This is a genomic window from Microcystis sp. M44BS1 (assembly GCF_020244875.1).
In the GTDB taxonomy this organism is placed as follows: Bacteria; Cyanobacteriota; Cyanobacteriia; order Cyanobacteriales; family Microcystaceae; genus Microcystis; species Microcystis panniformis.
Map to the genome: position 1 here is coordinate 1 of NZ_JADBVM010000137.1, position 14,909 is coordinate 14,909.

Genomic DNA, 14,909 nt, shown 5'->3' on the forward strand with positions numbered 1-14,909 from the left:
AAAATGGCTGTACCGTTGACTGTATCTGGAGTAGAGCGATTCCGTAGAGTTGGCTGTATAGTGATCGCTAACCTGATTTTAACAGATAGTGTCATTAATCTCTAGAGTAAGGGATTCCCTCTGTAGCCATGTTTTTGCTGATTTTCTGCCCCGAAACAAGCTATAATGGTCTAAAGGTCAAATTTGAAAATTTTTGCCTCAAACCCTATCTGCGTAAGAACTTCAGGATTTTGTGTCAAGTAGTTCATTGGTATTGTATTGCTTGAACTCAGGCTCTGTAAGACTTTTAGCCATAGCTAGTATGTTTATACGGGGGAAGTCCAGGAATAAAGGAGATTTTTCATGAGTCAAGAGTTAACACCTGCTCTAGAGCCAAAGCGTAAAGGCACATTGGGGGAACAAGTTCGTAAAATTGCCGATCAGCTTCAACAAGATACTGAATTGCAGATTAAAGCGACCTCTCGTATACTAGGAGCCGCCGCTCAGATTAGTGAAAATCACGATCAACTTATTCGTGAGGTTGTTGATATGGTTGAGGAAGATCTAGACAACCAAGCTTGCGTTTATCAGACAATCAACTTCACTGTTGATACTCTTAAGCAGCAGTTTAGAACGCTAAATGAAGCTAAGTATTATTTTGGATTAAAAGCTAATAGTTGGGCAGCTCTTGCTAATAAACTCAACAATCTATCTACTCAAGACTCGATGCCTATTGATTATGACAAGAATTCAATATCAAAACGCTTTGATGTGATTGAAGGTGAGATCAGAGCTATGCGTTCCGAAATAAGTCAGATATTGTTTCTGTTAAAGCTACTTATTCCTGATAAGTCCTCTCTTGATCAATAATGTGGTGGGTTACGGCGAATTTTTAATTATTGGTTAACTGCTTAACTTGTTGTCGCCTAACCCACCCTACATTTAAATTTCGGGAGCTTTTAGGGAATAAAGGGAGAAACTAGGGGTTTTTGCCTTTGCCTGTTGCACTAAACTGGGGACGGAATTACGCGCTAGGGCGGTTAATTTATTGGTAGTAGCATCGTAAATTGTCGTGGCTACTTTGGGATAGAGTCCAATACCGATAATTGGCACTAATAGAGAAGCGATGATAAAGACTTCCCGGGGTTCCGCGTCCACTAGGGCATGGTGTTCTTCTAATTCCTTATTTTCCGGCCCGTAGAGAATTTCTCGCAACATGGACAAGAGATAAATCGGGGTGAGAATGACACCGATAGCCGCTAAAAAGACGATAATAACCCGGAAAGTGGGACTATAGGCATCACTGGTGGCAAAACCGATAAATACCATTAATTCCGCCACAAAACCGCTCATCCCAGGCAAAGCGAGGGAAGCGAGGGAACAGGTAGTCCACATGGCAAAAACTTTCTTCATTTTCTTGCCGACACCGCCCATCTCGTCTAACATCAGGGTATGGGTGCGATCGTAGGTACAACCGACCATAAAGAATAAACTCGCCCCAATCAGTCCGTGGGAAATCATCTGTAACATCGCCCCACTTGTACCAATATCGGTAAAGGAAGCCATACCAATCAGGACAAATCCCATGTGAGAGATGGAAGAATAGGCAATTTTGCGCTTAAGATTGCGTTGGGCAAAGGAGGTTAAGGCGGCGTAGATAATATTAACTACCCCTAAAATCACCAAAACGGGGGCGAAAACGGCGTGAGCATCGGGTAACATCCCCATATTCATGCGTAGGAGCGCATAACCACCCATTTTAAGCAAAATTCCCGCTAGTAACATATGGGCGGGGGCAGTGGCTTCGCCGTGGGCATCCGGTAGCCAAGTATGAAGGGGGAAAATCGGCAGTTTTACCCCGTAGGCAATCAGAAAACCAGCGTAGAGGAATAATTGCAGTTTCAGGGGAAAATCCTTGCCGGCAATAGTCACCATGTCAAAGGAGACGGTATCGCCATAAAAAGCCATCGTCAGCGCCGCTACAAGGATGAAGAGGGAGCCTCCGGCGGTGTAAAGGATAAATTTGGTGGCTGCGTAGAGACGACGTTTACCGCCCCAAATAGAGAGGATTAGATAGACGGGGACTAATTCTAATTCCCAGACGAGGAAGAACAGTAACAGATCCTGTACGGCGAACACCGCAATCTGTCCCCCGTACATCAACAGCATCAGGAAGTAGAATAGTTTCGGTTTAAAAGTCACCGGCCAAGCCGCTAAGATAGCTAGAGTGGTAATAAATCCCGTTAAGATAATCAGAGGCATGGAGAGGCCATCGGCTCCTAAAGACCATCTTAGGTCAATTTCGGGCAACCATTGGTAACTTTCCACTAATTGCAGATTGGGATTAGCGAAATCGTAACTGCTATAGAAAGCGTAGATAATTAGGGCAAAGTCGATTAATCCCACCGTCAGAGCAAACCATCTCACGGTTTTACCGTCTTTATCGGGAATTATGGGAACCAATAAAGCGGCGACGATGGGAAAAAGGATGATGGCAGTTAACCAAGGAAAGTTCGTTAGATTCATCGGCTGTTTTAATATTTATTTAATCGTCAGAATCGAGAAATTAAGCTAAGGCTTTTTGGCGGTTTTACCTAGCAAAACCGCCTTTTTTTCGCTTGTTCTCGCGGTTACATTTGACTGCACCTAACTCAATCTAGCAATTATTCTCCCGTCCTTGTCTGTTAATATTGTTAAGTTTCAAGAGACTTCCAGCCTAATTAGGGTTTGAGAGTTCAAAAATGGGAAAAATAGCGATGAGGTTGCAGAAAATCTCTAAATGAGAGGTAGGTGTTAAAAATTGTCGGCTCCATTGAAGGTAGGGTTGATTCATGAATCAACCCGACGATGAATCAACCACGATGAATCAACCCGACGATGAATCAACCCGACGATGAATCAACCACGATGAATCAACCCTAGGAGCAAGGGGGAAAGGGATAGTTCAGTTTAATCGGGCATATCAAAGAGAACCCCCGTCATATAAAGCTCTGCCCATTCCCACCCAAAGGCTTTTTCTAGTACACGCCGAGTTTTATCGTTTTTTTGCTGTTGACTACAATAATCCCGTTGTCCCTGTAAATAAATACGCGCTTCTTCCCCAGAAAGAGGCTGACTTTCCCTAGCACATTTGCAGTGAATTGTCAAGAAATCTGTTACTCTTTGTAAAAATTGTCGTTCCTCGGCGGCGGTTTCGGGACGAATAAACAGACAATATTGGGAGAAAATATGACCCCAAGGGGGCAAATCACGAGCCTGGGCGAAATTAGCCGCAGGTAAAGCCGCTAAAGCTTGATTATAGGCACTAGAGAGGGTTTTATCGCCACTGGTGGGAGAAAGATCCACAATAGCGGCACTGATTCCCGCTTTGCCGGAGACTATATCACATCCGAACATCGGCAGCGGATATTCTGGACGGGGGAACATGACACAGTGAAGGATATCCAAACCATTGCCCAGTTTAGCCAGTTCTAGGTGCATTTTGCGGAACTGGGGAGTTTGATAGCAGCGATTCTCGATAATTAATTTTTCCCCTTCTAAACGTCCCTCCACATAGCCTAAACCTTCCGGCAACTCAAAGGGCGACAAATCAAGATAATTTTCCCAGTGGGACAAAATTGCTGTGGCTAATTGTCCAATCAGGGGATGAAGCAACGGTAAAATTTCAGGATTGGTAACGGCTATCATAGGTCAGTTATCAGTTATCAGTTATCAGTTATCAGTTATCAGTTATCAGTCATTAGTTATCAGTCATCAGTCATCAGCTTTTTTCTCCCTATCTCCCTATCTCCCCATCTCCCTATCTCCCTATCTCCCCATCTCCCCATCTCCCCATCTCCCTATCTCCCTATCTCCCCATCTCCCTATCTCCCTATCTCCCCATCTCCCCATCTCCCTATCTCCCCATCTCCCCATCTCCCCATCTCCCTATCTCCTGACATCTAAAATCCACTTTACTTCATGGAGCGATCGAGATTAGAACTGGGAAATATAAAATTAACTTCTTTATCCTTCTCCCAATTTACCCTATGGTTAGCAGCGCTGCTCGTCCAAGACCTTCCTTAAAAACCCTCTGGCAAAAGATAGAATCTTCTCCCTTGCCAGAAACCGAGGAATCGATTATTTTAAGAATTCTGGTGCAAGCTTTAGTAATCGTGGGTATTATCGCCACCGATGTGGCTACCGATAGTTATACCAGTCTTTGGGCGGTTCCTCTCAGTATTATCGGCGGAATCTGGAGTTGGCGACGCAGGAAAAAGCGCAATATTGGGGCAAAATTCTGTATAGCGATCGGAATGTTGGTAGTGTTGGCGCTATTCTTGGGTAATATCGTTGCGATGCAGGATAGTCGCATTGCTCTAACACAATTATTAATTCAATTGCAAATTCTCCATAGTTTTGACCTGCCCCGACGCAAAGATTTAGGTTATTCTATGGTAATCGGTTTAATTCTCTTGGGAGTCGCCGGGACAATCTCTCAAACCCTTGCTTTTGCGCCTTGGTTAATCCTCTTTCTGCTTTTATCCCTACCTACCCTAGTTTTAGACTATCGTTCTCGTTTAGGTTTAGATAATCTCAATCAGAGTCTCCCTTTCTTCCCAAGGAAATCCCCGCATCTAGCCACAAAAAAATTAGTTTCTCTGCAAAATTCTCCCCTTTCTCCCAAACGTTTCGGAATTTTCTTTCTGACAATTCTCCTCTTGGGATTGACAATTTTTGCTCTGATGCCGCGTTTTCCGGGTTATCAAATTCAATCTTTTCCCGTCAATAGTCCAGCAGGTATGGAAAATCAGGATTTTGAACAGGGAGACAGACAAATCGTTAACCCCGGCTATGTGCGCGAGGGTGAAACGGGGAATGGTGGCGTAAATGGCGGGAATAGTCCCACTACAGGGTCAGGACAGCTAGATACTACCTTTTATTACGGTTTTAACAGCCAAATGAACCAAAATTTGCGGGGAAGTATGACTCCAGAAATAGTCATGCGGGTACGTTCTCAAGCCCCCGGATTCTGGCGCGCCATGGCCTTTGATCGCTATACTGGTCAAGGGTGGCAAATCTCGCGAGATCAGGAAGTAGAGGATTTAAATCGCAGTAGTTGGTCCTATCGCTTTTTTGTGCCACTACCCGCAACCCAAGCAAAAACCCATCAGGTAGTCCAAACCTACAGCATTGTCTCTAGTTTACCGAATATTATCCCTGCTCTTACTTCGCCCCAGTTTCTCTTTTTTCCCACTCGACAGGTATCTCTGGACCGAGAAAATAGCTTAAGGTCGCCGGGAGGATTAGCAGAAGGGCTAACTTATACTGTAATCTCACAAGTGCCGGAACGCAATCGCAGCCAACTGCGATCGGCCCCAGAAACTTACCCGAAGGCTATTCTCAAGTATTATTTACAAATTCCTGCCGAAATTGCCCCGAAAGTCCGCCGAAAAACCGAGGAATTGCTGGCAAAATCTCCCACACCGTTAACCTCTCCCTACGAGAAGGCCCTATATTTGGCCCAAGCATTAAAGCAAAACTATGAATTAAAAACCGATTTGCCCTTTTTAGCCGAAAATGAGGATTTAGTCTCGGCCTTTTTGTTTCGTTTTCAGGGGGGTTACGCCGATCATTTTTCCACCGTGTTAACGATTATGTTACGCTCGATCGGTATTCCTGCCCGATTAGCCACCGGTTTTGCTCCTGGCCAGTTTAATCCTTTCACTGGCTTTTATGTTGTCCAAAATACGGACGCTTACGCCATCACAGAGGTGTTTTTTCCAGGTTACGGTTGGTACACTTTCGATCCTATCCCGGGCCACGAATTAATTCCCCCATCCTTTGAGGAAGTGGAACCTTTTAGCGTCCTCAAGCAATTTTGGCAATGGGTAGCCGGATGGTTGCCCTCTCCAGTAACGGGTTTTCTCGGTCTGATTTGGGAAAATGTTATCGTTACTATCGGTAAGTTATTGGCATGGTTATGGCGCTTTATTTCCAGCAGTCTTTTAGGGGGAATTCTCGGCGGTTTAGTGGGGGTCGTCTTCGCTTACGCTGGTTGGTTAGGATGGGGACAGTTCCATCGTTGGCGTCGGGGTCGCAAGTTGGCAAAACTACCACCAATCGAGCGTTTATACCAGCAAATGTTAGGAATCTTAACAGAAGCCGGTTATGGTAAACATCCCGCTCAAACCCCTTTAGAATACGCCGCCGCCGCCCGCCGCGTCCAACCGCCGCCAGTGGCGAATATTATCGAGGAGATTGCTCGCGCCTACGTTGATTGGCGTTATGGCGGTAAATCGGCTAATATCGAGAGTTTACGCCAACGTTTTCGAGAATTTGTCAAGTTGGTGAAAAAGTGAGCTTGAGCCTATAGTTAGGGTTTGCCGAAAAAGTTTTTCAGCAAACCCTAGATTTAACGATGTCTTAACGCTACTCATAATGTGTCCACATCCGCAGGATTTTAACTATACCCTCAGATTGAATAACTTCGTACACAAGACGATGCTGAATGCTTATTCGCCGAGAGTACACACCATTCAAATCTCCCACTAACTTTTCGTAAGGCGGGGGATTTTGGAATGGATTCACCTGAAGAATGTCAAGCAACATCTGTGCTTTATTTTTTAAATGACTAGAATTAAGCTTCTTAGCGTCTTTCTGCGCCTGTTTGGTGTAAACCAATTTCCACCTTACCATTCTAGCTCCTCAGCACATTCTTCAACCGGCGTTGCCAGTCCCTCCCGAATGGATTCTCGCATCCCCGGAATTGAGAGGAGATATAACGTTTCTTGTACCGATTTCCAATCCCCTTCAGATAGCAAAACTGCATTACCATCGCATCCCTCAATAATAATAGGTTCGTGGGAAACAGTCACTGAATCAATCAAATCCTGCAACTTTTGTTGAGCCTCATTAACCGGGATCATAAATCCTCCTAATTGTTTTCTACCAGTGCCGAAAGAAAATCTTCTGATAATCCTAGCGCCAATTACCCAAACCTGACTCAAGCTATAACCAATCTTTACAAAAAAATCTTTTCCCGTCGCTTATACTGTCGGTGCTGGTTTTTCGCAACCAAAGTAAATTACATATCTTAAATTGAGAGTAACTAAACTTGACAATCAGTTTAACAATGCGCTAGAGTAACTGAAACTTCTAAACTGTAACGCTGGCTAAAGGGAGGCTATTAATTTCGACTGAATTTCTTCGCTACTAACTAAACTAAGAAAATATAATTATGACAAACTATCAAACAGAAATCCAAATCAAAGTCCCTTTAGATGTTGCTGAAACTTATTGGAATGCAACGGAAGAAGAGCGTCAAAAAATAGAGAAAAAAATCGCTTTTTATGTTCAATCTTCAAATTTATCTAGAAAAGAATCTCTGGACAAATTATATAAAACGATGGATACTATTGGAGAAAAAGCACAAGAGAGAGGATTAACCCCTGAAATTTTAGAATCTCTCTTAAATGAAGATAACTAGACGCTTTGTTCTCGATACCAATATTATTATCAGTTAATATCGAGAGTTTACGCCAACGTTTTCGAGAATTTGTCAAGCTAGTGAAAAAGTGAGCTTGAGAGCAGTTATCTTAATGGTGAGGTAGGAAGTTTTCGTTTTGGGGGGTCGATCGCCGGTCATCCATAGCAAATTAGGTTACACTTCATCTTGATGAGAAAAGCTATAAACAAGACTATGTTAAGAAATGTAACGAAGTACAAAACCCTTACTGTTGCCTGTTCCCTGTTCCCTTGTCTAAACAGTTAACTTTATTTTTGTCCGACTACCGATAATTCTCAGCCAGCAATTTAAGTAGGGAGGCACAATTATTTGTAGGATGGGTTAGCGGTAGCGTAACCCATGCAGGCGTTGGGTTTCATGCTTCAACCCAACCTACGTTCATCTTATATTTAATTCCAGCCAGTAATTTATAAGCAGATCAATGTCATCTTGTCAAGTATTTGAACAATCAATTCAGATTAAAGCTAGTGCCACGACGGTGGAGCGTTGTATCACGGATTTAGAGTTAATGCGTCGTTGGTTGAATCCGGTGTTAGTTTGTGAACCTATCGGGGATTGGAAGACCGATATCGGTGGGAGAAGTCGTTTTTTGATTCAAATTCCCCTAATTCAGCCAACGCTGAAAAGTACGGTGATTGAGAGGGAACCGGGGTTAATTGTCTGGCAATTTGAAGGCTTTTTTCGCGGATGCGATCGCTGGGAATGTCAACCCAATGATGGCGGCACTTGTCTAATCAATCGTTTTGAGTTTGCGATTCCCAATCCGGTTGTGGGGTGGGGATTCCAGCAATTCGCCGCCAAATGGACTAAAAAGGATATGGAAGCGCAATTAAGACGCTTAAAACGAGTAGCCGAGGAAATTTATCTACTTTCAGCAACAAGTTAAGCTGATGGGGTGGTAAGCGGGGGGTTTTGGGGATGGGAGAATACCCTCACCCCCAACAGCTAACCCCTGATCCCTAATCGATCGAGATCGACTGGGGACCGTTGCCGTTATCCTGATTATTGTCGTTAAAACTGACTAATCCCTGCTGTTCTAACCATTTTTTGAGGGGATCGTCCGAAAGTTTCAAGCGCAGTAATCCAGAGGCAAAACCACCGAAAAAAGCGATCGGTTGTTGAATCAGTTCTTTAACAACGGGTTGTAATTCATCGAGAAACATCTTATTCTATCTCCTGATATTGTCACACCTATCAATGTTAAGTTAATTGAAGTGATTCTGTAAGACTAGCATGACTGAAACTCCCAACACGGTGAAAAAATCTTTCCGGCTAACCCCGTTTATTTTCGTAGGAATACTGCTCATCTGGCTAGGAATTAGGTTAATTGCTCCCGATAGCGTTAGTTTATTCGCCGGTACTCGTCCCGATTATTTGGGAGTCAGGGAGGGTAAACTGGCTCCTTGTCCGGTCACCCCTAATTGTGTTAGTAGTCAGAGTCAGGATCAGGCTCATTCGATCGAACCCCTTAGTTATCAGGGTAGCGGCGAAGAAGCGATCGAGCAATTAGCTAAAATTATCGCTTCCCAACCGAGAACTAAAATTATTAGCCAAGATAGTAACTATCTCTACGCCGAATTTAGCAGTCAATGGATGGGATTTGTCGATGATCTGGAATTTTCTCTCAATCCTAGCAAAAATGCGATCGATGTTCGCTCGGCCTCCCGGTTAGGAGAATCGGATTTAAATGTCAATCGAGAACGAGTGGAAACCCTGAGAAAACTCTTTTCAGTGATCAGTAATCAGTAAACAGTGAACAGTGAACTGACTCGGAGAATACGATAAGAAAAATTATGTTTCGTCCCCAACCGATACCAGCAAAAGCAGGACAGGAATCCGTCTGGGATTATCCTCGTCCCCCGCGCCTAGAATTATCGCCTAAACACCTAAAAATTATCTTTAATGGGGTGATAATTGCCGATACTAAAAGCAGTTATCGAGTTCTAGAAACCAGTCATCCTCCAGTTTATTATCTACCGCCCCAAGATATTAAAATGGAATACCTGCAAGCCACAGCAGAAAAGTCTTTTTGTGAGTGGAAAGGTCTAGCGGGATATTACAATATCACCGTTGGCGACCAACAGGCAATTAACGCCGCTTGGTATTATCCGGACCCGACACCAGAGTTTCAGGCAATTAAGAATTATCTGGCTTTTTATCCTGCCAAAATGAGCGCTTGTTATGCCGACGGGGAATTAGTACAACCGCAACCGGGCAACTTTTACGGGGGATGGATAACCTCCGATGTAGTTGGTCCGTTTAAAGGCGTTCCCAATAGTTGGGGCTGGTAATCACGTTAAGTAGGTAGTCGTGCAAAATTAACTTCTTGGTTAGGAAAGGCAAAAGGCAGCTTTTTTCTCCCCACTTCCCCATCTCCCCCTTAACTCCTAGTTTCTACTTTTTACGAGAAATTATGACTATATCCCAACCCGATCTAGAACCCACTTGGATGACGATTATTCGCCTCTTGCGCTGGGATAAACCCGCCGGTAGGTTAATTTTGATGGTTCCCGCTTTATGGGCGGTATTTTTGGCGGCAGACGGGGTGCCACCGCTACCCTTGATCGGGGTGATCGTTTTGGGAACTTTGGCCACTAGCGCCGCCGGTTGTGTGGTTAACGATCTTTGGGATCGCGATATCGATCCACAGGTCGATCGCACTCGTAACCGTCCTTTAGCGGCCAGAGCTTTATCGATCAAGGTTGGTTTGATTATCGCTCTGATTGCTTTCTTTTGCGCCGCAATTTTAGCTTTATATCTGAATTTACTGAGTTTTTGCCTATGTGTGGCCGCCGTTCCCTTGATTATCTGCTATCCCCTCGCCAAGCGTTTTTTTCCTGTACCCCAATTGGTTCTTTCTCTCGCTTGGGGTTTTGCGGTTTTAATCTGTTGGAGTGCCGTCACCGGGTCGTTAAATAGCAATACATTTATATTATGGGGAGCGGTGATTTTTTGGACATTGGCATTTGATACTATTTATGCTCTGTCCGATCGAGAGGATGATCTCAAGGTTGGTATTAACTCTAGTGCCATATTTTTCGGCAAATACGCCCCGGAAGCCGTGGTGGTCTTTTTTGCCCTAACAGTGGGTTTATTGGCTTGGGAGGGGCAAAAAATGCAGTTATCAGCCTTTTTTTGGCTAGGGTTGGGTCTAGCGGCGATCGCTTGGTTGCGTCAATACCGGCTGTTACGTCAATCGGATTTACCTAAACCAGTTTATGGTCAAATGTTCGGTCAAAATGTTTGGGTCGGTTTTATTTTATTAGCGGCTATGATTGCGGGGAGTTATTTTTAAATAAGTAAATCGAGTAATTTTTGACTCTTTCGGTCTTCCCAAGCGTTTTTTAAGCTCGATCACTATAAAATCAAGTTAGTAAATTACCGCCCCTTAACTAATGTCTAACTCGAAATCCGATAACGTTTGGAATCACAAACCCCGTTGGTGTCAACCTTGGTCGATTTTGTTGACAGGAATTACCCTGATTGCCGGCTGTTGGTTTTTAACCCAGCGTCTCTGGTTAACTCTACTCCTATCTATTCCCATACTCCTCTGGTGGTTTGTCTTCCTAATTCTTTATCCGCGGACGCTGCAGCAACAGTTAAACACAGAAAGAATCGGGGAAAGCATTGATTAAAACAGGAAAGACAGGACAGGGATTTTTATCCTGTAATTGACTACTTTCATCCCCGCGAAAAGTGTTCCAACGGAAGGGAGCTTTTTTTTCACTCGACATCCATAAAAGTCTTTTTGCTCGCGTCATCGCTACATACAAAAGTCGGTATTCTTCAGCTTTTTTAAGTTGTCCAGCTTCTAACCAAGCGCTTAGAGGTGGGGGAATAATTGGTATGCTGTCGGGGTTTAAATAGCGTTGATGAACCGCTGCTCGAATTTGCGCTCGTGCCACTTCTGCGAGGGTAAAATCTGCCAAAAATTTCGCCCCATTGGGTATCCAAGGTTTGCCTGGGATAATATCTTCGTGAAGAAAGGGAATAAAAACATAATCCCAGTCTAAACCCTTGGCTTTGTGCATAGTAATAATCGTCAGTTGTTCAGGACGAGTATAACAATCATCGTTATCTTCTTCCACTCCTTCAAAGCGCTCAGAGGCGATAATTTCATTAAGGGTGTTAATTGTATTTTTTAGAGAACTATTACCAGCAGTTTCCTGATAAATACGGGCGGTTAATTTTTGCAAAGTGGCTAATTCTGAACTGGAATATTGGAGAGTCATAGCGAAAAAAGACAGGAGTTGATAATGGGGTAATTCTAATCTAGCTTTTAGTAAACTGCAGCAATAACGACGGGCGATTTTTTCGTTAGATTTCAGTTCGGGATCGAGGGGAGTGGGATAAAGAAATTGTTCGGGATAGGTAACTAAAGGATTTAAGTCTTGGGCAGTAATTAAACCCCTAAATTGTAGCACTTCTAAAGCCGCTTTCAGATAATCGGGAGAGTGGGGACGTTCGACAAAAGCTAATAGTTTCAGCATTTCGGCGGGAATTTGAGAAAAGCGATCAATCTCATTAGCTTCAAAAATTCTGATTTGATAACTTTTATAAAAATGGGCGAATTTTTGAGCAAAAAAGTGTCCTTGTCGATTTTCTCTAACGAGGATAGCGGCATTATGTTGAGGGTTTTCTTGAAGTAATTTAACTAGACGTTTTTCAATTAATTCTACTGTTTGATAAATGTCATCGGGTTGATAAATTTCTAATCCTTTTCCCTCCTTAACTGGATTAGGTTGGGGATCTTCAGCACTGACGGGAAGAATCGCTTGAACCCGAAAAGGAGCCTCGGTAACTTTATGATTATCTTTTCCCTGTTTCCAATCTCGATCGACCCATTGTAACACTAAATTAGCAGCTTCAATAATTTTAGTATTGCTGCGACCTGCTTGGTTCATAGTCGATAAATTGCCTTCGTTTTGACAACTTTCACAAAACCAATTAAAGTAAACAGGATCGGCGGGGGTAAAGGTGGAATTAATCGCTTGATTGGGATCGCCGACGCGAATTAAATTAGGTATTTCCTCGTCATTATTTTTTGCTAAAATAGTAATTAGTTTTTCTTGGAGAGGACTAGAATCCTGTGCCTCATCTTCAAAGACTCCAAAGACAGATTTTTGCCATTGTCGGCGAATTTTTTCTTCCTCTAATACTCGCAAGGCTCCTAAAATCATGTCATCATAATCTATATAGTTTTTCTGACGCATCAGGATTTCATACTGTTGGTACAAACCACTAGCCATAGCGAGAATTTGATAATTATCGTCGGTATAGTGGCTTAATTCCCAGACTTGCTGCGGTGATAATCCCGAACTTTTTAGCTCATGAATGGCCGCATAAGCAAGACTAGGTAAAATTTCGGTTCTCAGCACCGATTGACGGCGTAATCTTTCGGTTTCTTCCCCATCAAATTCCACTCCTTCTAATAACTTTTGATAACGAATTGGATCGGCAATTAGCCATTTTTCCACCGAGTTTCTAATAATTCTGTGGCTAGGAGTCGGAATAACTAAGGTAGAAGATTCGAGGTCTAATGCCGATAATTCTGGGTAACGACGGGCCAATTGTAGGGCCAGTCCGTGCAGAGTTTGGACGCTGAAACCTTGAGCAGAAAGCTGTAAATCTTGCAAGCGTTGTTTAATTTTAGCTTTAATACTAGCGACAGCTGAGCGGGTGTAGGTGACAATAATTAACTGTTTTTTAGCATGAAGTTGCTCACGAGCAATAACCATAGCGGCAGCTACTGCTAAACTGTGGGATTTTCCCGCCCCCGGCACCGCAGAAATGGCCATTTTTCCCCCTTGCCAATCGGCTAATTCCTGTTGTCCCGCACGCAGTTGTTGCCGGAGATTGACCAGTAAATTTTCTCGATTAATTACTTTAGTTTCGCTCATTATGCCCCGCCAATTTTATTTTTAGTTTAATTCTATTACTATTTTAGTTTCTTCTTAAACCAATTGCTGTAAAAGTTAGCTAGAGATAACTAGAATGGGGAGATGGGTTTTTTCAGTGAACAGTAAACAGTAAGCAGTAATCAGTGAAAAGAAAGTAGCGAAGGGCGTTGGGTTTCATGCTTCAACCCAACCTACGTTCATCTTATATTTAATTCCACCCACCCACTTAATCAGTGAAAAGAAAGTTTTCACCTAACACTGTCCACTTAAAACTGTAATCTGATAACTGATAACTGATCACTGATCACTGATCACTGATCACTGATATGTAGCCAATTTTGTTGTACTTCTACCCGAATTTTGCCGGTTAAGGAGGAAGTGGCATCGCGATTAACACCAGTAATGAGATTAACCACTGACTCAACTTCGGCAAAATTAGGCGATGATGGTAAATATTGAGCCAAAAATAAACGAATCACTCGTCTTTGTATCGCTAGAGGTAGAATTTGTAAAGGGGAGCGATCGAGTCTTTTTTGATCTAGATCAATAACCTGACGAAAAATATCCCGGGCAATACTATCTAAATAATCGCTTTCTGCCTCCAAAATTTCAGCAGTTTGGGCGAGATGTTTTTCAATTTGGGGATTTAAATTAGTTTGCAGGTAGGGTAATAATTCCAGACGGATACGATTGCGAGCATAGCGTAAATTTTCATTAGCTCGATCGTACCAGATCGGTAATTCTCGACTTTGACAAAAAGCGAAAGTTTCCCCGCGAGTAACATTTAAGAGGGGACGGACCAAGAAAATATCCGGGGTTAAACTTGTCCACCAAGTTAAGGCAGAAAGTCCATCACTACCCGCCCCGCGCGTGAGATTATAAAGAAAAGTTTCCGCTCGATCGCTCCTCGTGTGTGCCGTGAGAAGATAATTAAAACCCTGTTCTTGGGCGATTGTTTGTAAAGCTTGATAACGCCATTGTCGTGCTTTGGCTTCCGTTTCCGCCATGGGGGGTGCGGTGGCAATATAAACAGGTAATTGCCAAATTTCGGCGATTTTCTGCACATGAGCCACTAATCCTCGGTCGCAGGACCAACGGTGATCACAATGAGCGATCGCTAGTTGCCAACCCCAACGAGAGCGCAAATCCAGCAATAATTGACCTAAACAGAGGGAATCCTGACCGGCCGACAATGCCACTAACAGAGACGCATTTTTAGGTAGTAATTGTCCCTTTTTCACCGTGGTTTCCAGACGAGTATGGAGAGGTGTCCAAAAATTAGCCAAAATTTTTAGATTTATTTACTTGACAAGGGTGTGGGAAGTATTTTCAGTGAACAGTAATCAGTGAACAGTAATCAGTGAAAAGAAATTAGCGAAGTTTTCACCTAACACTGTCCACTTAAAACTATAATCTGATAACTGATAACTGATAACTGATAACTGATAACTGATAACTGATAACTGATAACTGATAACTGATAACTGATAACTGATAACTGATAACTGATAACTGATAACTGA

The 14,909-nt window shown here is 43.1% G+C and carries 16 protein-coding genes and 1 pseudogene; 9 read left to right on the plus strand and 8 right to left on the minus strand.

What is annotated here, in order from left to right; translation table 11 throughout:
* Nucleotides 1-342 precede the first annotated feature (342 nt).
* Nucleotides 343-849 (plus strand): hypothetical protein, encoded by a 507-nt coding sequence (locus tag IM515_RS11190; RefSeq protein ID WP_002768563.1) that lies wholly within the window; start codon nucleotides 343-345, stop codon nucleotides 847-849.
* 72 nt (nucleotides 850-921) lie between these two features.
* On the opposite strand, the gene ndhD1 is transcribed toward IM515_RS11190, so the two are convergent.
* Together ndhD1 and IM515_RS11200 are read right to left on the minus strand one after the other, a co-directional pair.
* Nucleotides 922-2,505, minus strand: coding sequence for a photosynthetic/respiratory NAD(P)H-quinone oxidoreductase subunit D1 (gene ndhD1, locus IM515_RS11195; protein ID WP_002768562.1), 1,584 nt, complete (start codon nucleotides 2,503-2,505; stop codon nucleotides 922-924).
* Between the two features lie 423 nt (nucleotides 2,506-2,928).
* Nucleotides 2,929-3,666, minus strand: coding sequence for a phycocyanobilin:ferredoxin oxidoreductase (locus tag IM515_RS11200; RefSeq protein ID WP_287628392.1), 738 nt, complete (start codon nucleotides 3,664-3,666; stop codon nucleotides 2,929-2,931).
* Here IM515_RS11200 and IM515_RS11205 point away from each other — a divergent pair.
* Entirely contained in the window at nucleotides 3,650-3,958 is a 309-nt protein-coding gene (locus tag IM515_RS11205) for a hypothetical protein (protein ID WP_287628393.1), read from the plus strand. The genes IM515_RS11200 and IM515_RS11205 overlap by 17 nt on opposite strands.
* Before the next feature lie 49 nt (nucleotides 3,959-4,007).
* Nucleotides 4,008-6,320, plus strand: a complete 2,313-nt coding sequence (locus tag IM515_RS11210) for a transglutaminase TgpA family protein (protein ID WP_287628394.1) — start codon at nucleotides 4,008-4,010, stop codon at nucleotides 6,318-6,320.
* 70 nt (nucleotides 6,321-6,390) lie between these two features.
* Here the strand turns inward: IM515_RS11210 and IM515_RS11215 are convergent, their stop codons facing one another.
* Nucleotides 6,391-6,657 carry a Txe/YoeB family addiction module toxin gene (locus tag IM515_RS11215; RefSeq protein ID WP_211571604.1) on the minus strand — a complete coding sequence of 89 codons (267 nt, stop codon included), beginning with the start codon at nucleotides 6,655-6,657 and terminating at the stop codon, nucleotides 6,391-6,393.
* Nucleotides 6,651-6,968 carry a type II toxin-antitoxin system Phd/YefM family antitoxin gene (locus IM515_RS11220; RefSeq protein ID WP_287633185.1) on the minus strand — a complete coding sequence of 106 codons (318 nt, stop codon included), beginning with the start codon at nucleotides 6,966-6,968 and terminating at the stop codon, nucleotides 6,651-6,653. Before IM515_RS11220 ends, IM515_RS11215 begins: the two co-directional genes overlap by 7 nt.
* Before the next feature lie 230 nt (nucleotides 6,969-7,198).
* Between IM515_RS11220 and IM515_RS11225 the strand changes: the two genes are divergently transcribed.
* Together IM515_RS11225 and IM515_RS11230 are read left to right on the plus strand one after the other, a co-directional pair.
* Nucleotides 7,199-7,447, plus strand: coding sequence for a hypothetical protein (locus IM515_RS11225; protein WP_287628396.1), 249 nt, complete (start codon nucleotides 7,199-7,201; stop codon nucleotides 7,445-7,447).
* Between the two features lie 460 nt (nucleotides 7,448-7,907).
* Nucleotides 7,908-8,372: an SRPBCC family protein gene (locus IM515_RS11230; protein WP_002778570.1), complete on the plus strand. Its 465-nt coding sequence runs from the start codon at nucleotides 7,908-7,910 to the stop codon at nucleotides 8,370-8,372.
* A gap of 73 nt (nucleotides 8,373-8,445) precedes the next feature.
* Here IM515_RS11230 and IM515_RS11235 read toward each other — a convergent pair whose 3' ends face one another.
* Entirely contained in the window at nucleotides 8,446-8,649 is a 204-nt protein-coding gene (locus IM515_RS11235) for a ssl0294 family protein (RefSeq protein WP_002762986.1), read from the minus strand.
* Nucleotides 8,650-8,719: 70 nt separating this feature from the next.
* Between IM515_RS11235 and IM515_RS11240 the strand changes: the two genes are divergently transcribed.
* From IM515_RS11240 to IM515_RS11255, 4 genes are all read left to right on the plus strand, one after another.
* Nucleotides 8,720-9,235, plus strand: coding sequence for a DUF1499 domain-containing protein (locus IM515_RS11240; RefSeq protein ID WP_287628397.1), 516 nt, complete (start codon nucleotides 8,720-8,722; stop codon nucleotides 9,233-9,235).
* A 44-nt stretch (nucleotides 9,236-9,279) separates the two neighbouring features.
* On the plus strand, nucleotides 9,280-9,777 hold the full coding sequence (locus IM515_RS11245; RefSeq protein WP_045356290.1) for a DUF427 domain-containing protein: 498 nt from the start codon (nucleotides 9,280-9,282) through the stop codon (nucleotides 9,775-9,777).
* 122 nt (nucleotides 9,778-9,899) lie between these two features.
* The gene (locus IM515_RS11250) at nucleotides 9,900-10,781 is read left to right on the plus strand and encodes a 4-hydroxybenzoate solanesyltransferase (protein WP_287628398.1); all 882 of its coding nucleotides are present in this window, start codon (nucleotides 9,900-9,902) and stop codon (nucleotides 10,779-10,781) included.
* Between the two features lie 100 nt (nucleotides 10,782-10,881).
* Nucleotides 10,882-11,121: a DUF6737 family protein gene (locus IM515_RS11255; RefSeq protein WP_002736158.1), complete on the plus strand. Its 240-nt coding sequence runs from the start codon at nucleotides 10,882-10,884 to the stop codon at nucleotides 11,119-11,121.
* On the opposite strand, the gene IM515_RS11260 is transcribed toward IM515_RS11255, so the two are convergent.
* The 3 genes and pseudogenes from IM515_RS11260 to IM515_RS11270 all read right to left on the minus strand — a co-directional run.
* On the minus strand, nucleotides 11,086-13,386 hold the full coding sequence (locus IM515_RS11260; RefSeq protein WP_287628400.1) for an ATP-dependent helicase: 2,301 nt from the start codon (nucleotides 13,384-13,386) through the stop codon (nucleotides 11,086-11,088). The genes IM515_RS11255 and IM515_RS11260 overlap by 36 nt on opposite strands.
* A gap of 311 nt (nucleotides 13,387-13,697) precedes the next feature.
* Nucleotides 13,698-14,672 carry a tRNA lysidine(34) synthetase TilS gene (gene tilS, locus IM515_RS11265; protein WP_287628401.1) on the minus strand — a complete coding sequence of 325 codons (975 nt, stop codon included), beginning with the start codon at nucleotides 14,670-14,672 and terminating at the stop codon, nucleotides 13,698-13,700.
* 57 nt (nucleotides 14,673-14,729) lie between these two features.
* Nucleotides 14,730-14,909: pseudogene (locus IM515_RS11270) on the minus strand (hypothetical protein); the annotation flags it as partial.

Bases quoted from the DNA above. Each gene is read 5' to 3' on its own strand.
- IM515_RS11250 (WP_287628398.1), top strand. From the start codon at position 9,900: ATGACTATATCCCAACCCGATCTAGAACCCACTTGGATGACGATTATT.
- IM515_RS11190 (WP_002768563.1), top strand. From the start codon at position 343: ATGAGTCAAGAGTTAACACCTGCTCTAGAGCCAAAGCGTAAAGGCACA.
- IM515_RS11245 (WP_045356290.1), top strand. From the start codon at position 9,280: ATGTTTCGTCCCCAACCGATACCAGCAAAAGCAGGACAGGAATCCGTC.
- IM515_RS11210 (WP_287628394.1), top strand. From the start codon at position 4,008: ATGGTTAGCAGCGCTGCTCGTCCAAGACCTTCCTTAAAAACCCTCTGG.
- IM515_RS11200 (WP_287628392.1), bottom strand. From the start codon at position 3,666: ATGATAGCCGTTACCAATCCTGAAATTTTACCGTTGCTTCATCCCCTG.
- IM515_RS11240 (WP_287628397.1), top strand. From the start codon at position 8,720: ATGACTGAAACTCCCAACACGGTGAAAAAATCTTTCCGGCTAACCCCG.
- IM515_RS11225 (WP_287628396.1), top strand. From the start codon at position 7,199: ATGACAAACTATCAAACAGAAATCCAAATCAAAGTCCCTTTAGATGTT.
- IM515_RS11215 (WP_211571604.1), bottom strand. From the start codon at position 6,657: ATGGTAAGGTGGAAATTGGTTTACACCAAACAGGCGCAGAAAGACGCT.
- IM515_RS11260 (WP_287628400.1), bottom strand. From the start codon at position 13,386: ATGAGCGAAACTAAAGTAATTAATCGAGAAAATTTACTGGTCAATCTC.
- IM515_RS11235 (WP_002762986.1), bottom strand. From the start codon at position 8,649: ATGTTTCTCGATGAATTACAACCCGTTGTTAAAGAACTGATTCAACAA.
- ndhD1 (WP_002768562.1), bottom strand. From the start codon at position 2,505: ATGAATCTAACGAACTTTCCTTGGTTAACTGCCATCATCCTTTTTCCC.
- IM515_RS11255 (WP_002736158.1), top strand. From the start codon at position 10,882: ATGTCTAACTCGAAATCCGATAACGTTTGGAATCACAAACCCCGTTGG.
- IM515_RS11230 (WP_002778570.1), top strand. From the start codon at position 7,908: ATGTCATCTTGTCAAGTATTTGAACAATCAATTCAGATTAAAGCTAGT.